Below are 14,476 nucleotides of genomic sequence, written 5' to 3'. Positions count from 1 at the left end.
CGCCCAGTTTCCTGAGCGGCTTTCAATTTATCTCACAGACGGACTAGTCAGTCTTGTTTTCTCCGGATTCCGCAGCACCTTCGGTATTACCTTCAGTTTTTGCATCATCAGCAGTAGCAGTTTCAGCCAGTGGAGCAGCTGCTACAGTTTCTTTTTTGGCTGCACCGGCTCTTCTGCTTCTTCTTGTCGTCTTTTTCTCTTCCTCGTTCGGATTGTAAAGCTCGTTGAAGTCTACAAGTTCGATCATAGCCATGTCCGCAGCATCACCCTGGCGGAAACCGGTTTTGATGATTCTTGTATAACCACCGTTTCTTTCGGCGATTTTTGGGGCTACAGTTCTGAAAAGTTCAGCAACAGCTTCTTTACTTTGCAGGTAAGAGAAAACTGTTCTTCTGTTATGTGTAGTATCTTCTTTTGCTTTTGTTAAAAGTGGTTCAACATATACTCTTAAAGCTTTTGCTTTAGCAACAGTAGTGTTGATTCTTTTATGCTCGATAAGAGAACAAGCCATATTAGAAAGCATTGCCTTTCTGTGTGGAGCGGTTCTTCCTAAGTGATTGAATTTTTTACCGTGTCTCATTATTATTTATTTATCAGCGTCTAACTTATATTTGGCAACGTCGAAACCGAAGTTAAGACCTTTTGCGTGTACTAATTCTTCCAACTCCGTCAGGGACTTTTTACCGAAATTCCTGAACTTCATCAGATCAGACTTACTGTAAGAAACCAGTTCACCCAGTGTTTCCACTTCAGCAGCTTTCAGGCAATTCAAAGCTCTTACGGAAAGGTCCATATCGGCAAGTTTGGATTTAAGGAGCTGTCTTGTATGTAAAGTTTCTTCATCATACTGAATTGAAGCTTTTACGGCTTCCGTTTCCAGGGTAATCCTTTCATCGGAGAACAGCATAAAGTGATAGATCAGAATCTTGGAAGCTTCGGTTAAAGCATTCTGCGGAGTAATGGATCCATCGGTTTCAATATCCAGTATAAGTTTTTCGTAGTCTGTTTTTTGCTCAACACGATAGTTTTCAATTGCATACTTCACCTTTTTGATGGGAGTAAAGATAGAATCGATAGCGATAGTTCCAAGAGGAGCTGTGCCGGATTTGTTCTGTTCGGAAGGAACATAACCTCTACCCTTTTCAATATTGAAAGTAATCTCGAAGTTCACGTCTTTGTTCATGTTGCAGATAACCAGGTCCGGATTCAGTACTTCAAATCCGTTCATGTATTTACCCAGATCTGCACCTGTAACTACTGTCTGTCCGGAAACTTTAGCAACTACCTGCTCAGCGGTCTGATTTTCTCCAAGTGCCTTAAGGCGAAGTTGCTTCAGATTCAGAATAATTTCTGTAACATCTTCAATAACACCTGGAATTGTTGAAAACTCGTGCTCTACCCCTTCTATTTTGATTGAAGAAATAGCATATCCTTCCAGAGAAGAAAGCAAAACTCTTCTCAAAGCATTACCGATCGTAAGTCCGAAACCCGACTCAAGAGGTCTGAATTCAAACTGACCTTTAAAATCGTCGGAGCTTAATAGAATTACTTTATCGGGTTTTATGAATTGTAAAATTGCCATATTATTGGTTGAGCAAAGATTGGATTATAATTATTATTTGTTGTAAAGCTCGACGATAAGCTGCTCTTTGATGTCTTCAGGAATCTGAATTCTCTCAGGAGCTGAAAGGAAAGTACTTTCCTTTTTCTCATCGTTAAACTGCAACCATTCGTAGTTTGCCTTGGATGCCAGAGCATCTGTAATAATTTCCAGAGATTTGGATTTTTCTCTGATTGCTACCACATCACCTGCCTTAAGGATATAAGAAGGAATGTTTACCAACTCACCATTCACGGTTACGTGTCTGTGAGATACCAGCTGTCTTGCGCCGGCTCTGGTTTTAGCGAAACCAATTCTGTAAACTACGTTGTCCAATCTTGATTCGCAAAGCTGTAAAAGGATTTCACCAGTTACACCTTTCGCTCTTGTTGCTCTGTCGAAAAGGTTTGAGAACTGTCTTTCCAGGATACCGTAAGTATACTTAGCTTTCTGCTTTTCCATAAGCTGTACTGCATACTCAGATTTTTTGGCATTTCTCCTTCTGTTAGGTCCATGCTGTCCCGGTGGTTGGTTTTTTCTTCTTTCGAAGCTTTTATCGTCACCATAGATAGCGGCGCCGAACTTTCTTGCAATCTTGGTTTTAGGTCCAATATATCTTGCCATATTTTTTTAGATTTTAGATTTTAGATTCTGGATTGTTAAAAGAAATGACCCTTTAAATCAAACTCCAGAATGTAAAGTGTATAAATTATACTCTTCTTCTTTTAGGAGGTCTGCAACCGTTATGCGGCATTGGAGTTACATCTACAATCTCACTAACTTCAATTCCGGAATTGTGAATCGTTCTGATGGCAGATTCTCTACCCTGACCAGGACCTTTTACGAACACTTTTACTCTTCTGAGACCCGCTTCGTGGGCTACAGCAGCGCAGTTTTCTGCAGCCATCTGAGCTGCAAACGGAGTGTTTTTCTTAGAACCTCTGAAACCCATTTTACCGGCAGAAGCCCAAGAGATCACCTCTCCGGCTTTATTTGTTAAAGAAATAATAATATTATTGAAAGATGCCTGGATGTGTGCTTCACCGATGGCTTCTACCTTTACTTTTCTTTTCTTAACTACTTTATTTTGTTTTGCCATAATTCTAACGATTATTTACTTGCCTTTTTCTTATTAGCAACAGTTTTTCTTCTTCCTTTACGGGTTCTAGAATTGTTTTTCGTTCTTTGGCCTCTTAAAGGTAATCCGAGTCTGTGACGTATTCCTCGTTGGCACCCAATGTCCATCAATCGCTTGATGTTCAGTTGCACTTCAGAACGCAGTTCACCTTCAACCTTAATGTTTTCGGTGATGTAGTTTCTGATTGCGGCCAATTCATCGTCATTCCATTCGTTGACTTTTTTGTCTTCGCTGATACCGGCATTCTTAAGGATTTCTGAAGAAGTACTTCTTCCGATCCCGTAGATGTAAGTTAAACCGATAACTCCTCTTTTGTTTTTTGGTAAATCAATACCGGAAATTCTCGCCATAATTTAATTTTAGCCTTGTCTTTGTTTAAATTTTGGGTTTTTCTTGTTGATCACAAACAGAACGCCCTTACGACGAACAATCTTGCAATCAGCACTTCTTTTTTTAATAGATGCTCTAACTTTCATTTGATTTTGCTTTATGCTTATGGCAATTGGCTTTAGGCTAATTGCAATTGTTATAAAAAGTTACAAACGCCAGACACACTTAGTATCTGAACGTGATTCTTCCCTTTGACAAATCATAGGGAGACATTTCAAGCTTTACCTTATCACCGGGCAGCAGCTTGATATAGTGCATTCTCATTTTACCGGAAATATGGGCAATTAAAACATGCCCATTTTCCAATTCCACACGGAACTGCGCATTCGAAAGTGCTTCCGTAATTACGCCGTCCTGCTCAATATGTTTTTGCTTAGCCATTTATACTATTGGATGTTTGATGACCTTGATAATTTAGACTGCATCAAACCGTCATAATGGTGGTTCAACAGATAAGTATTGATTTGCTGTACGGTATCCAGGATAACACCCACCATAATTAAAAGCGAGGTTCCCCCGAAAAACAGGGCAAAATTCTGCGTCTCCACCAACCATCCGAACACTAGTGCCGGAAGGACTGCAAAAATAGCTAAAAATATTGAACCTGGCAATGTTAATTTTGATAAAATATCATCCAGATAATCAGAGGTTTCCTTACCCGGTCTCACCTTAGGAATAAGCCCACCGTTGCGCTTAAGATCGTCGGCCATCTGGTTTACCGGAATTGTAATTGCGGTATAAAAGAAGGTGAAGATAATAATAAGCAATGCAAAGAGTACATTATACTGCCAGCTGAAAACGTTCTGGAAGCCTGCAAAGAAGGTATTGCTGTCGTCCAGCTTTACCAACAGTCCGGGTACAAACATCAGCGCCTGAGCAAAGATGATTGGCATTACCCCGGCAGCGTTCACCTTAAGCGGGATCCATTGTCTGGCACCCTGCATCAGGTTTTTGTTTACACCGCCGCGGGCCTGTGCACGGCTCACGTACTGAATAGGAATTTTACGTACTGCAACAGACAGGATGATTGCAAGCAATACCACCAGCATCCAGAACAGTACTTCAACCAGGATCAGGATGGTTCCAGAACCACCTTTACCTGTCTGTGTAACGTATTCCTGTACGAATGCCTGCGGCAAACCGGCAAAGATACCCACCATAATCAGGATAGAGATACCGTTTCCGATACCTTTGTCCGTAATCTTTTCGCCCAGCCACATAGCAAACACAGAACCCGCTACCAGGATAACAATACTCGGCAACCAAAACATCACGGATTCCGGATGAATATAGTAGGCTGCAGAAAACTGCGAATAAGGCAGGAACATCTGTGTAATTGACGTGAGATACGAGGGCGCCTGCACCAGACACACCGCAATGGTTAACCATCTGGTGATCTGATTAAGGGTGTTACGGCCGGACTCTCCATCCTTCTGAAGTTTCTGAAGGTATGGGATGGCCATACCCATCAGCTGCACGATAATCGAGGCAGAGATATAGGGCATGATCCCGAGGGCCATAACCGAGGCATTGGCAAATGCACCTCCTGTAAATGACGAAAGCAAACCAAGAAGACCTGCTCCCTGGTTGTTTCCGCCCTGACTTTTGTAATGATCCAATAAGTTCCCAACTTCGGACAGGTTAATTGCCGGCAGGGAAATAAAGGTTGCGAATCTATACACTAGGACCATTCCTAAAGTAAATAAGATTTTATCCCTAAGTTCCTTTAGACTCCAAATGTTTTTAAGTGTTTGTATAAATCCTTTCATTATGTTATTTATAGAGTAATTGCTTTACCTCCTGCTTTAGCAATAAGCTCTTCAGCAGATTTTGTGAATTTATCTGCAGAGATTGAAACACCTGATTTCAATTCGCCTCTACCCATAATTTTCACAAGGTCATTTTTAGATGCAAGACCGTTTTCGATCATAACTTCTCTGGTGATGTCACCTTTGATGTCTTTTGTATCGATCAGGTTCTGGATAGTATCTAAATTGATTCCTCTAAATTCTTTTCTGTTTACATTGTTGAAACCGAACTTAGGCAATCTTCTCTGGATAGGCATCTGTCCACCTTCGAAACCGATCTTCTGAGAGTATCCGGCTCTGGCTTTCTGACCTTTATGTCCTTTTGTTGAAGTACCGCCTTTTCCTGTTCCCTGACCTCTACCAATTCTCTTGGAATTGAAAGTGGAACCTGAAGCTGGTTTTAAGTTATTTAAATTCATTGTTTTAAAATTTAATTAGTTTTCTTCCTGAACTTCTACTAAGTGTCTAACTGCAGCCACCATTCCAAGAACAGCAGGCGAAGCTTCGTGAGTTACCACCTGGTGCAATCTCTTCAGTCCTAAAGCCTCCAGAGTTCTCTTTTGGGTTTTGGTTCTGTTAATAGCACTTCTTACTTGTTTTACTTTAATTGTTGCCATCTGTCTTAAAACTTTTAGTGTTTAAATACCTTGTCTAATGATACCCCTCTCATTCTTGCGATTTCTTCAGGAGTTCTGATGTCCAACAATGCTTTGAAGGTTGCCTTCACCACGTTATGCGGGTTGGAAGATCCTTTAGATTTTGTAAGGATATCCTTAATACCTGCAGACTCCAGTACGATACGCACCGTGTTACCTGCGATAACTCCCGTACCGTGTGAAGCCGGCTTCATAAATACGTGGCCACCACCGAATCTGGCAGTAGACTCATGATAAATGGTACCTTCCTTAGTAACAGGAACTTTAACTAAATTTTTCTTAGCATCCTCCACTGCTTTGGAGATTGCTGTTGCAACTTCTTTGGACTTACCCAAACCGTAACCGATAACTCCGGCTTCGTCTCCCACAACCACGATTGCAGAAAAACCGAACGCACGACCACCTTTGGTTACTTTAGTTACCCTGTTTACAGACACGAGACGATCCTTTAATTCTAATCCTCCCGGTTTTACTTTTTCAATATTATCTAGTCCTAACATTATTTCCGAAATTTGTGATTAGAATTTTAGTCCGCCTTCTCTCGCACCGTCAGCCAGAGCTTTCACTCTGCCGTGGTATACGAATCCGTTTCTGTCGAACACTATATTTTCAATTCCTGCAGCTTTGGCTTTTTCAGCGATTGCTTTACCAACTTCTGCAGATATTTCCACTTTGCTACCTGTTGCATTAAGCGCTCTGGAAGAGGCTGAAGCAAGGGTCTTACCTTCTTTATCGTCGATTAACTGAGCGTAAATTTCCTTATTACTTTTGTATACAGATAATCTTGGCAGTTCAGCAGAGCCGGAGATCTTGCCTCTTACTCTACTTTTAATCCTGTTTCTTTTTTGTACTTTATTTAATGCCATTTTCTTAAAATTTATTAAGCAGATTTACCAGCTTTACGTCTCACAATTTCTCCAACAAATCTTACCCCTTTTCCTTTGTAAGGCTCCGGCTTTCTGAATGATCTGATCTTTGCAGCGACCATTCCGATAAGTTGCTTGTCATGAGATGTTAAAGTAACAATAGGGTTTTTACCCTTCTCAGTTAATGTATCTACTTTCACTTCGTTTGGAAGTTCCAGTACGATACTGTGAGAGAAACCCAGGGCAAGTTCCAGTTTCTGACCGGAATGTGTTGCTCTGTATCCAACTCCCACCAATTCAAGTTTCTTTTCGAAACCTTCGGATGTACCAACAATCATGTTGTTGATAAGCGCTCTGTACAGTCCGTGAAGCGCTTTGTGCTGTTTAGACTCAGACGGGCGGTTTACTGTAAGTTCACCGTCTTTCTGTTCTAAGGTAATTCCTTCCGTAAGGGTTTGCGTAAGCTCACCTTTAGGGCCTTTAACAGTTACTACACCGTTTGATTCGGTTACAGTAACACCGGCAGGAATGGTTATAATTGATTTACCAATTCTTGACATTTTCCTTCTTTTAAAAAATTAATAAACATAGCAGATTACCTCTCCACCTACTTTTTCCTGTCTGGCCTGCTTACCTGTCATCACCCCTTTGGAGGTAGAAATGATGGCTACACCCAACCCGTTCAGAACTCTAGGAAGTTCTGCAGAACCTGCATAATATCTCAAACCAGGTCTTGATGCTCTCTGGATGGATTTAATAGCCGGTTTGTTGGTTTGCTTGTCATACTTTAAAGCGATTTTGATGTTCCCCTGTACCGCGTTATCTTCAAACTTGTAGTTTGTAATATAACCCTGGTCGAAAAGAATTTTTGTAATCTCCTTCTTGATTTTCGATGCAGGAATGTCCACCACCTTGTGGCCTGCGCTTTGTGCGTTCCTTACTCTGGTCAGGAAATCTGAAATTGGATCTGTTACCATTTTTCTTGTTTGTTGTTATTGGTTTATGATAGTTAGTTTTGAAAAAAGAACAAAGAGCCAAGAACAAAGAGCCAAGACTTAAAATCTTTTCTCTTTATTCTTTTTTCTTTTATCAGTAATTCAACTTTACTACCTCGATTGTTCTAAATGTATTACCAACTAGCTTTTTTAACTCCGGGGATCAGGCCTTTGTTGGCCATCTCGCGGAACATAACTCTGGAAAGTCCGAAAGTTCTCATGTAACCTCTTGGTCTGCCGGTAAGCTTACATCTGTTGTGAAGTCTAACCGGTGAAGCGTTTTTAGGCAACTTCTGTAATGCTTCGTAATCTCCGGCCTCTTTCAAAGCTTTCCTTTTCTCAGCATATTTAGCTACTGTAGCCTCTCTTTTGCGCTCACGCGCTTTCATTGATTCTTTAGCCATTTTTAGTTCTTTTTAAAAGGCATACCGAAATGCGTTAATAATGCTTTTGCTTCTTTGTCTGTTTTCGCAGTAGTAACGAAAGTGATGTCCATACCCTGGATCTTCTTCACTTTGTCTATCACGATCTCCGGGAAAATGATCTGCTCGGTAATACCAAGGTTGTAATTTCCTCTACCGTCGAAACCATCAGCTTTAATACCGTTGAAATCGCGGATCCTTGGCAGTGCAGATGCAGTAAGCCTGTCCAGGAATTCGTACATTTTGTCTGCTCTAAGAGTTACTCTTGCACCCACCGGCATTCCTTTTCTCAGTTTGAAGGCAGCCTCATCCTTTTTGGAGAGGGTTCCTACAGCTTTCTGTCCGGTAATTGCAGTTAGTTCCTCGATGGCGTAATCAACAATTTTCTTGTCGGCTGTAGCAGCTCCCAGACCCTGGGAAATTACGATCTTCTGCAATTTAGGCACCTGCATAACAGATTTGTACCCAAATTCTTCCATCATCGCAGGAATAATTTGCTCCTTATATAATTTTTTTGGTCTTGCTATAAATTCCATTGTCTGTGCTGTTATAAAGTTTCACCGGTTGATTTCGCAACTCTTACTTTCTTATCTCCCTCCACTTTGGAACCCACTTTGGTTGCTTTACCGTTTTTATCCATTAAAGCTACGTTTGAGATGTGGATAGAAGCTTCTTTCTCTACAATGTTTCCCTGTGGGTTAGAAGCAGACGGCTTCACGTGCTTTTTCACGATATTGATTCCGGCTACAACTACTCTAGGGTCTTTCCCTTCTTTTCTGATCACTTCCAGAACTTCACCTTTACCACCTTTATTTTTTCCGGTAGTTACGATTACGTTGTCTCCTCTTTTTATTTTAACTTTTGTCATTTCTGTAAATTTTTAAAAATTAAAGTACTTCGGGAGCCAGGGAAATTACCTTCATGTATTCTTTGTCTCTAAGTTCGCGGGCTACGGGTCCGAAAACACGTGTACCTCTCATTTCGCCGTTCGCATTAAGCAATACACAGGCATTATCGTCGAACTTGATATATGATCCGTCTTTTCTCCTAACTGCTTTCTTGGTTCTTACCACAACAGCTTTGGATACCTGACCTTTCTTGGCGTTTCCGGATGGTGTAGAATCCTTGATCGTCACTACGATTTTATCACCAACTGAAGCATATCTTCTTCTGGTACCTCCCAGAACTCTGATTACCAAAACTTCTTTCGCTCCGGTGTTATCAGCTACTTTTAATCTTGATTCTGTTTGTAACATTACTTAGCTTTTTCAATGATTCTTACTAGTCTCCATCTTTTACTCTTGCTCAGAGGTCTGGTTTCCTGTATAAGAACAGTATCGCCCTCGCTGCACTCGTTATTTTCGTCATGTGCGGTATATTTTTTCGTTTTCAAAACGAATTTACCGTACATTGGGTGCTTCATTCTCATCGTCTCGCTTACAACAATAGTTTTTTCCATTTTGTTGCTGGAAACCACCCCAATTCTTTCTTTTCTTAAATTTCTGTCCATTGTAAAATGAATTATTGTTGTTTAGCGGTTACTTCTGTTTCCAATCTTGCGATGGTCCTTCTCAAATCTCTGATTTGAATCGGGTTTTCTACAGGGCTGATTCTGTGAGCTAATTTAGTTTTTTGATATTCAGCTTTCAGTTCAGCAAGTTTGTTCTGTAGATCACCTGCGCTTAAATTTCTGATGTCAGCATTTTTCATAATTCAAAGATTTATTCAGGTTTTACAAAATCGTTAGCAACGATGAATTTGGTTACCACAGGTAATTTCTGTGCAGCAAGTCTAAGGGCTTCTTTGGCTACCTCATAAGGAACGCCGCCTACCTCAAACATTACTTTTCCTGGCTTCACTACGGCTACCCAATATTCCACAGCACCTTTACCTTTACCCATACGTACTTCGGCAGGTTTTTTGGTAATAGGCTTATCCGGGAAGATTTTAATCCATAGCTGTCCTTCTCTCTTCATATATCTCGTAGCTGCAATACGTGCCGCTTCGATCTGTCTGGCCGTGATCCACGCACCGTCTGTGGCCTTGATGCCGAAAGTTCCATACGCAAGCTGAGCTCCTCTCTGCGCATTTCCTTTCATCTTCATTTTATGAACACGACGGAACTTGGTTCTTCTTGGTTGTAACATAATCTTTTAGATGTTAGATGTTAGATGTTAGATGTTAGATAAATTTTAAATCAGTTCTTGTAACGGAAGTTCTAATTTCTAATTTCTCGTTTCTAACTTCTGATTAATTATTGTTATTGTTTCTTCTTGGTCTTCTGTCGCCGCCACGGTCATTCCTGTCATTTCTGTCCCTGCCGCCGGCCGATTTCTTCTGCTGCTGTCCTACGAGTGGTGTAAGGTCTCTTTTACCGTAAACCTCACCTTTCATAATCCAAACTTTCACACCAAGTTTACCATATTGTGTAAGGGCTTCGCCTATGTGATAATCGATATCTGCTCTGAAGGTAGACAATGGGATTCTTCCGTCCTTGAAAGATTCGCTTCTTGCCATCTCAGCTCCGTTCAAACGTCCGGAGATCATTACTTTTATACCTTCGGCACCCATTCTCATTGTAGAAGCGATAGCCATTTTCACAGCTCTTCTGTAGGAGATACGGTTCTCGATCTGTTTTGCAATACTGTCTGCAACCAAAACGGCATCAAGCTCAGGTCTTTTGATTTCAAAGATATTGATCTGAACATCCTTACCTGTAAGTTTCTTCAGCTCTTCCTTCAGTTTATCAACTTCCTGTCCGCCTTTACCGATAATTAAACCCGGTCTGGCAGTAGTGATGGTTACGGTTACTAATTTCAGTGTTCTTTCAATGTAAATTCTTGAAACCCCACCTTTAGATAATCTAGCTTCAAGGTATCTTCTGATCTTGTAGTCTTCAGCGATTCTGTCTCCATAATCGTTACCACCATACCAGTTAGAATCCCATCCTCTGATGATACCTAGTCTGTTACCAATTGGATTTGTCTTCTGTCCCATACCTTGAATTATTTAATGTCTTTTGAATCTAAAATTATTGTCACGTGGTTTGATCTCTTTCTGATTCTGTGACCTCTTCCCTGGGGAGCCGGTCTCAGTCTCTTCAGTTGTCTTGCACTGTCAACAAATATTTCTTTTACAACAAGGTTGGCTTCTTCAATATCAGCTCCTTCGTTTTTAGTCTGCCAGTTAGCCATAGCAGAAAGAAGAAGTTTCTCCAATTTATTTGAGGCCTCTTTTTTTGAATATTTTAGAATATACAGGGCTTTATCTACATTTTCTCCTCTAATGATATCAGCAACTAATCTCATTTTTCTAGGAGAAGACGGGCAGTCGTTAAGACGTGCGCTTACCACATCTTTCGCGGCCTCTTTTCTGGCGATTGCGCTATTTTGCTTTCTTGATCCCATGATTATCTGCTTCCTTTATTTTTGTTACCACCGTGACCTCTGAAAGATCTAGTCGGAGAAAATTCGCCTAACTTATGACCTACCATGTTTTCTGTAACATAAACCGGGATAAAAGATTTCCCGTTGTGTACCGCGATGGTTTGTCCTACGAAGTCTGGAGAGATCATAGATGCTCTCGACCACGTTTTGATTACTGTCTTTTTACCAGACTCTACGTTTGCCTGAACCTTCTTATCTAAAGTATGATGAATGAAAGGTCCTTTCTTAAGTGATCTTGACATAATTATTTTCTTTTAGAGACGATGAATCGGTTAGACGCTTTGTTTTTCTTTCTGGTTTTGTAACCTTTAGAAGGCATACCGTTTCTTGATCTTGGGTGACCTCCGGAAGAACGTCCTTCACCACCACCCATTGGGTGATCTACAGGGTTCATCACTACCGGTCTGGTTCTTGGTCTTCTGCCTAACCATCTGCTTCTACCTGCCTTACCGGAAACGGTAAGCTGGTGGTCGGAGTTGGAAACAGATCCAATCATTGCGAAACATTCCGTAAGGATCATTCTGGATTCACCTGAAGGAAGCTTTACAATCGCATATTTACCGTCTCTGGAGGTTAACTGTGCAGAAGAACCTGCACTTCTTGCCATTACAGCACCCTGTCCCGGCCTAAGCTCGATACAGGAAATTACAGTACCCAAAGGAATATTCTTCAGCTTCATTGCGTTACCTACATTAGGCTCTGCAGTTTCGGAAGAAATAACTTTCTGGTCTACCTTAATACCGTTAGGAGCGATGATATATCTCTTCTCTCCGTCCGCGTACTCCAGTAGCGCGATGAAAGCGGTCCTGTTTGGATCGTACTCTACAGTTTTAACCGTTGCTTCAACATCAAACTTGTTTCTTTTGAAGTCAATGATTCTGTATTTCTTTTTGTGTCCACCTCCGGTGTAACGCATGGTCATTTTACCAGTTTGGTTACGTCCACCTGACTTTTTAATACCAACTGTCAGAGATTTCTCTGGTTTGTTGGTAGTAATTTCCTCAAAGTTGTTTACAACTCTGAATCTCTGTCCCGGGGTGATAGGTTTTAATTTTCTAACAGACATTACTATTATTTATATTATTATATACTGATTACTATACTGCAAAGACATCCAGAACTTCACCTTCTGCAAGGGTAATTACTGCTTTCTTCAGTTTGTTGGTCTTACCAACCTGAAGTCCTTTCTTAGTATTCTTAACTGAAACCTTAGGCGCATAAATCATTGTTCTAACGTCGGCTACTTTTACGTTGTAAGCAGCTTCAACCGCGTTTCTGATCTGGATCTTGTTCGCTTTTGGGTTTACCAGGAAAGAATAGTCGCCTCTTAGCTCAGTAAGGTAATTGGCTTTTTCTGAAATAACTGGTTTAATTATAATAGACATGATTTATTTCTTTAGGTTTTCCTGAAATTTCTCTACTGCCCCTTCAAAGAAAATGATCTCACCAGCATTCATAAGGTCGTAAGAACTGATTTCGTTATAGTTCAGTACCTTAGTTTTAGGCAAGTTTCTGGAAGACAGATACACATTGCTGTTCGCTTCAGGAAGGATGAACAGAGATTTCTTACCGTTCAGTTCAAAAGCATTAAGCAGTGTTACAAAGTCCTTGGTCTTTGGCGCGTTAAGGCTTAGATCTTCCATTACGCGGATGCTGTTGTCTCTCATTTTCTGAGAAAGAACAGATTTTTTAGCCAATCTCTTAAGCGCTTTGTTCAGTTTGAATCTGTAGTCTCTTGGTTTTGGACCAAAAACTCTACCTCCACCTCTGAAAGTTGGGGATTTAATATCACCATATCTTGCAGAACCGGAACCTTTTTGCTTCTTAAGTTTCTTGGTAGAAGCCGTAATCTCACTTCTTTCCTTGGATTTATGAGTTCCCTGTCTCTGTGCAGCAAGATATTGCTTCACTTCCAGGTATACCGCGTGCTTATTAGGCTCAATACCGAATACTGTTTCGTCCAGAGCTATCTTTCTGCCGGTTTCCTTACCGGTGTTGTTTAATACTACTAGTTCCATCTTCTTACAATTACATATGAATTTATAGCTCCCGGAATAGCGCCTTTTACAACTAAAAGGTTTTGCTCTTCATCTACCTTAAGTACCTGAAGATTCTGAACAGTTACCTGCTTACCTCCCATTCTTCCGGCCATTCTCATTCCTTTGAATACTCTGGATGGGTCAGAACCTGCACCAATTGAACCCGGCGCTCTAAGTCTGTTGTGCTGGCCGTGTGTAGCCTGCATTACCCCTCCAAAGTTGTGTCTTTTCACAACACCCTGGAATCCTTTACCTTTTGAAGTTCCTGTTACGTCCACATACTCACCTTCAGCGAATAGGTTTACTTTTACTTCATCTCCTACTTTCAAATCGTCGAATCCATGGTGGAATTCAACCAATTTAGCTTTAGGAGCAGAACCAGCCTTTTTAAAGTGGCCGGCTAACGCTTTACCAACGTTCTTCTCACTCTTGTCATCGAAACCCAACTGTACGCCTACATAGCCATCAGTTTCTTCGGTTCTGACCTGTAAAACCGAGCATGGACCTGCCTGGATAACGGTGCAGGGGATATTCTTCCCTTCCTCGTTAAACAGGGATGTCATCCCGACTTTTTTTCCAATAATACCTGACATTTATTTAATATATATCTATTATAAAATTGCTTTCCATTCCGGTTACGAAGTAATTTCTATGTTTCAATTAGGCATACTTCTCCCCCAAAATGAGAGTGCAAATTTATGGATATTATTTGAACTGACAAACAGTGACTTAAAAATATTTAAAAGTAAATGCAAAAACTTCTTCCGTGCATCGAAGTTTTTGTTAAAGATTGCTATTTTATGAAAGACCGTTGTGAAAAACGACTGATAAGTAAAGGTATTGTTATTTGAGTGCCGGAAAGTTAACATTTCACGGACTATTACCAGGTTCAAACTTGTATGAAAATGAACAATACGTTCAAGCTATTTTTTTTTAAAATAAACTGTTCTATAAATCGCCGGTATGTTTACCAGGAGCAGCTACGCATTTTATTTTAAGGCAGAGCGACAGCTTCTTTTAATAATCTTTTATGCCCTTTTTCACTAAACAGCAAGATATCCGCTTCCTAAAGGAAACGGATTCTTTATCATAGCAAAGGGTATTCGTAAAGTCGCA

The 14,476-nt window shown here is 40.7% G+C and carries 28 protein-coding genes; all 28 read right to left on the bottom strand.

All coding sequences use genetic code 11. The features are described from left to right. Nucleotides 1–43 precede the first annotated feature (43 nt). Nucleotides 44–580, bottom strand: coding sequence for a 50S ribosomal protein L17 (gene rplQ / locus P0M11_RS05505; protein WP_275624770.1), 537 nt, complete (start codon nucleotides 578–580; stop codon nucleotides 44–46). A gap of 6 nt (nucleotides 581–586) precedes the next feature. Next, on the bottom strand, nucleotides 587–1,582 hold the full coding sequence (locus P0M11_RS05500) for a DNA-directed RNA polymerase subunit alpha (RefSeq protein WP_275624769.1): 996 nt from the start codon (nucleotides 1,580–1,582) through the stop codon (nucleotides 587–589). A 33-nt stretch (nucleotides 1,583–1,615) separates the two neighbouring features. Continuing rightward, nucleotides 1,616–2,224: a 30S ribosomal protein S4 gene (rpsD, locus tag P0M11_RS05495; RefSeq protein WP_275624768.1), complete on the bottom strand. Its 609-nt coding sequence runs from the start codon at nucleotides 2,222–2,224 to the stop codon at nucleotides 1,616–1,618. Between the two features lie 85 nt (nucleotides 2,225–2,309). Next, nucleotides 2,310–2,699 carry a 30S ribosomal protein S11 gene (rpsK, locus tag P0M11_RS05490; RefSeq protein WP_158063243.1) on the bottom strand — a complete coding sequence of 130 codons (390 nt, stop codon included), beginning with the start codon at nucleotides 2,697–2,699 and terminating at the stop codon, nucleotides 2,310–2,312. Nucleotides 2,700–2,710: 11 nt separating this feature from the next. Next, the gene (rpsM, locus tag P0M11_RS05485) at nucleotides 2,711–3,088 is read right to left on the bottom strand and encodes a 30S ribosomal protein S13 (RefSeq protein ID WP_158063242.1); all 378 of its coding nucleotides are present in this window, start codon (nucleotides 3,086–3,088) and stop codon (nucleotides 2,711–2,713) included. A gap of 9 nt (nucleotides 3,089–3,097) precedes the next feature. Then, a complete protein-coding gene (gene rpmJ, locus P0M11_RS05480; RefSeq protein ID WP_007839480.1) occupies nucleotides 3,098–3,214 on the bottom strand; it encodes a 50S ribosomal protein L36 in 117 nt (38 codons plus the stop codon). A gap of 79 nt (nucleotides 3,215–3,293) precedes the next feature. Then, nucleotides 3,294–3,509, bottom strand: coding sequence for a translation initiation factor IF-1 (gene infA / locus P0M11_RS05475; RefSeq protein ID WP_029297754.1), 216 nt, complete (start codon nucleotides 3,507–3,509; stop codon nucleotides 3,294–3,296). 5 nt (nucleotides 3,510–3,514) lie between these two features. After that, on the bottom strand, nucleotides 3,515–4,897 hold the full coding sequence (secY, locus tag P0M11_RS05470; RefSeq protein WP_275624767.1) for a preprotein translocase subunit SecY: 1,383 nt from the start codon (nucleotides 4,895–4,897) through the stop codon (nucleotides 3,515–3,517). Between the two features lie 8 nt (nucleotides 4,898–4,905). Beyond that, a complete protein-coding gene (rplO, locus tag P0M11_RS05465; RefSeq protein WP_158063240.1) occupies nucleotides 4,906–5,355 on the bottom strand; it encodes a 50S ribosomal protein L15 in 450 nt (149 codons plus the stop codon). A gap of 15 nt (nucleotides 5,356–5,370) precedes the next feature. After that, nucleotides 5,371–5,553, bottom strand: a complete 183-nt coding sequence (rpmD, locus tag P0M11_RS05460) for a 50S ribosomal protein L30 (protein ID WP_158063239.1) — start codon at nucleotides 5,551–5,553, stop codon at nucleotides 5,371–5,373. Nucleotides 5,554–5,567: 14 nt separating this feature from the next. Continuing rightward, nucleotides 5,568–6,092, bottom strand: a complete 525-nt coding sequence (gene rpsE, locus P0M11_RS05455; protein WP_158063238.1) for a 30S ribosomal protein S5 — start codon at nucleotides 6,090–6,092, stop codon at nucleotides 5,568–5,570. Nucleotides 6,093–6,110: 18 nt separating this feature from the next. Next, complete coding sequence (gene rplR, locus P0M11_RS05450; protein WP_158063237.1) at nucleotides 6,111–6,458, bottom strand: 50S ribosomal protein L18; 348 nt, start codon at nucleotides 6,456–6,458, stop codon at nucleotides 6,111–6,113. A gap of 14 nt (nucleotides 6,459–6,472) precedes the next feature. Then, on the bottom strand, nucleotides 6,473–7,018 hold the full coding sequence (gene rplF, locus P0M11_RS05445; RefSeq protein ID WP_275624766.1) for a 50S ribosomal protein L6: 546 nt from the start codon (nucleotides 7,016–7,018) through the stop codon (nucleotides 6,473–6,475). A gap of 18 nt (nucleotides 7,019–7,036) precedes the next feature. Next, the gene (rpsH, locus tag P0M11_RS05440) at nucleotides 7,037–7,435 is read right to left on the bottom strand and encodes a 30S ribosomal protein S8 (protein WP_158063235.1); all 399 of its coding nucleotides are present in this window, start codon (nucleotides 7,433–7,435) and stop codon (nucleotides 7,037–7,039) included. A gap of 152 nt (nucleotides 7,436–7,587) precedes the next feature. Further along, the gene (gene rpsN, locus P0M11_RS05435; RefSeq protein ID WP_158063234.1) at nucleotides 7,588–7,857 is read right to left on the bottom strand and encodes a 30S ribosomal protein S14; all 270 of its coding nucleotides are present in this window, start codon (nucleotides 7,855–7,857) and stop codon (nucleotides 7,588–7,590) included. A 2-nt stretch (nucleotides 7,858–7,859) separates the two neighbouring features. Continuing rightward, nucleotides 7,860–8,411, bottom strand: coding sequence for a 50S ribosomal protein L5 (gene rplE, locus P0M11_RS05430; protein ID WP_158063233.1), 552 nt, complete (start codon nucleotides 8,409–8,411; stop codon nucleotides 7,860–7,862). 11 nt (nucleotides 8,412–8,422) lie between these two features. After that, nucleotides 8,423–8,743, bottom strand: coding sequence for a 50S ribosomal protein L24 (gene rplX / locus P0M11_RS05425; protein WP_158063232.1), 321 nt, complete (start codon nucleotides 8,741–8,743; stop codon nucleotides 8,423–8,425). 19 nt (nucleotides 8,744–8,762) lie between these two features. Next, nucleotides 8,763–9,131: a 50S ribosomal protein L14 gene (gene rplN / locus P0M11_RS05420; protein ID WP_158063231.1), complete on the bottom strand. Its 369-nt coding sequence runs from the start codon at nucleotides 9,129–9,131 to the stop codon at nucleotides 8,763–8,765. Further along, complete coding sequence (rpsQ, locus tag P0M11_RS05415; protein WP_158063230.1) at nucleotides 9,131–9,385, bottom strand: 30S ribosomal protein S17; 255 nt, start codon at nucleotides 9,383–9,385, stop codon at nucleotides 9,131–9,133. Before rpsQ ends, rplN begins: the two co-directional genes overlap by 1 nt. An 11-nt stretch (nucleotides 9,386–9,396) precedes the next feature. Continuing rightward, complete coding sequence (gene rpmC, locus P0M11_RS05410; protein ID WP_158063229.1) at nucleotides 9,397–9,585, bottom strand: 50S ribosomal protein L29; 189 nt, start codon at nucleotides 9,583–9,585, stop codon at nucleotides 9,397–9,399. Nucleotides 9,586–9,596: 11 nt separating this feature from the next. Further along, complete coding sequence (gene rplP / locus P0M11_RS05405) at nucleotides 9,597–10,022, bottom strand: 50S ribosomal protein L16 (RefSeq protein ID WP_158063228.1); 426 nt, start codon at nucleotides 10,020–10,022, stop codon at nucleotides 9,597–9,599. Nucleotides 10,023–10,125: 103 nt separating this feature from the next. Next, nucleotides 10,126–10,872: a 30S ribosomal protein S3 gene (gene rpsC, locus P0M11_RS05400; protein WP_275624765.1), complete on the bottom strand. Its 747-nt coding sequence runs from the start codon at nucleotides 10,870–10,872 to the stop codon at nucleotides 10,126–10,128. A gap of 8 nt (nucleotides 10,873–10,880) precedes the next feature. After that, nucleotides 10,881–11,282, bottom strand: coding sequence for a 50S ribosomal protein L22 (rplV, locus tag P0M11_RS05395; protein ID WP_158063226.1), 402 nt, complete (start codon nucleotides 11,280–11,282; stop codon nucleotides 10,881–10,883). Between the two features lie 2 nt (nucleotides 11,283–11,284). Then, complete coding sequence (gene rpsS / locus P0M11_RS05390; protein ID WP_158063225.1) at nucleotides 11,285–11,563, bottom strand: 30S ribosomal protein S19; 279 nt, start codon at nucleotides 11,561–11,563, stop codon at nucleotides 11,285–11,287. A gap of 2 nt (nucleotides 11,564–11,565) precedes the next feature. Continuing rightward, nucleotides 11,566–12,387 carry a 50S ribosomal protein L2 gene (rplB, locus tag P0M11_RS05385; RefSeq protein WP_158063224.1) on the bottom strand — a complete coding sequence of 274 codons (822 nt, stop codon included), beginning with the start codon at nucleotides 12,385–12,387 and terminating at the stop codon, nucleotides 11,566–11,568. A gap of 31 nt (nucleotides 12,388–12,418) precedes the next feature. Then, nucleotides 12,419–12,706 carry a 50S ribosomal protein L23 gene (gene rplW, locus P0M11_RS05380; RefSeq protein ID WP_158063223.1) on the bottom strand — a complete coding sequence of 96 codons (288 nt, stop codon included), beginning with the start codon at nucleotides 12,704–12,706 and terminating at the stop codon, nucleotides 12,419–12,421. 3 nt (nucleotides 12,707–12,709) lie between these two features. Beyond that, nucleotides 12,710–13,339: a 50S ribosomal protein L4 gene (gene rplD, locus P0M11_RS05375; protein ID WP_158063222.1), complete on the bottom strand. Its 630-nt coding sequence runs from the start codon at nucleotides 13,337–13,339 to the stop codon at nucleotides 12,710–12,712. Beyond that, entirely contained in the window at nucleotides 13,330–13,953 is a 624-nt protein-coding gene (gene rplC / locus P0M11_RS05370; protein WP_158063221.1) for a 50S ribosomal protein L3, read from the bottom strand. Before rplC ends, rplD begins: the two co-directional genes overlap by 10 nt. Nucleotides 13,954–14,476: the final 523 nt, after the last annotated feature.

This window comes from Kaistella sp. PBT33-4, assembly GCF_029194425.1.
In the GTDB taxonomy this organism is placed as follows: Bacteria; Bacteroidota; Bacteroidia; order Flavobacteriales; family Weeksellaceae; genus Marnyiella.
Note: the sequence above shows the minus strand (reverse complement) of the source record. Positions and strands in the feature narration are given on the sequence as shown.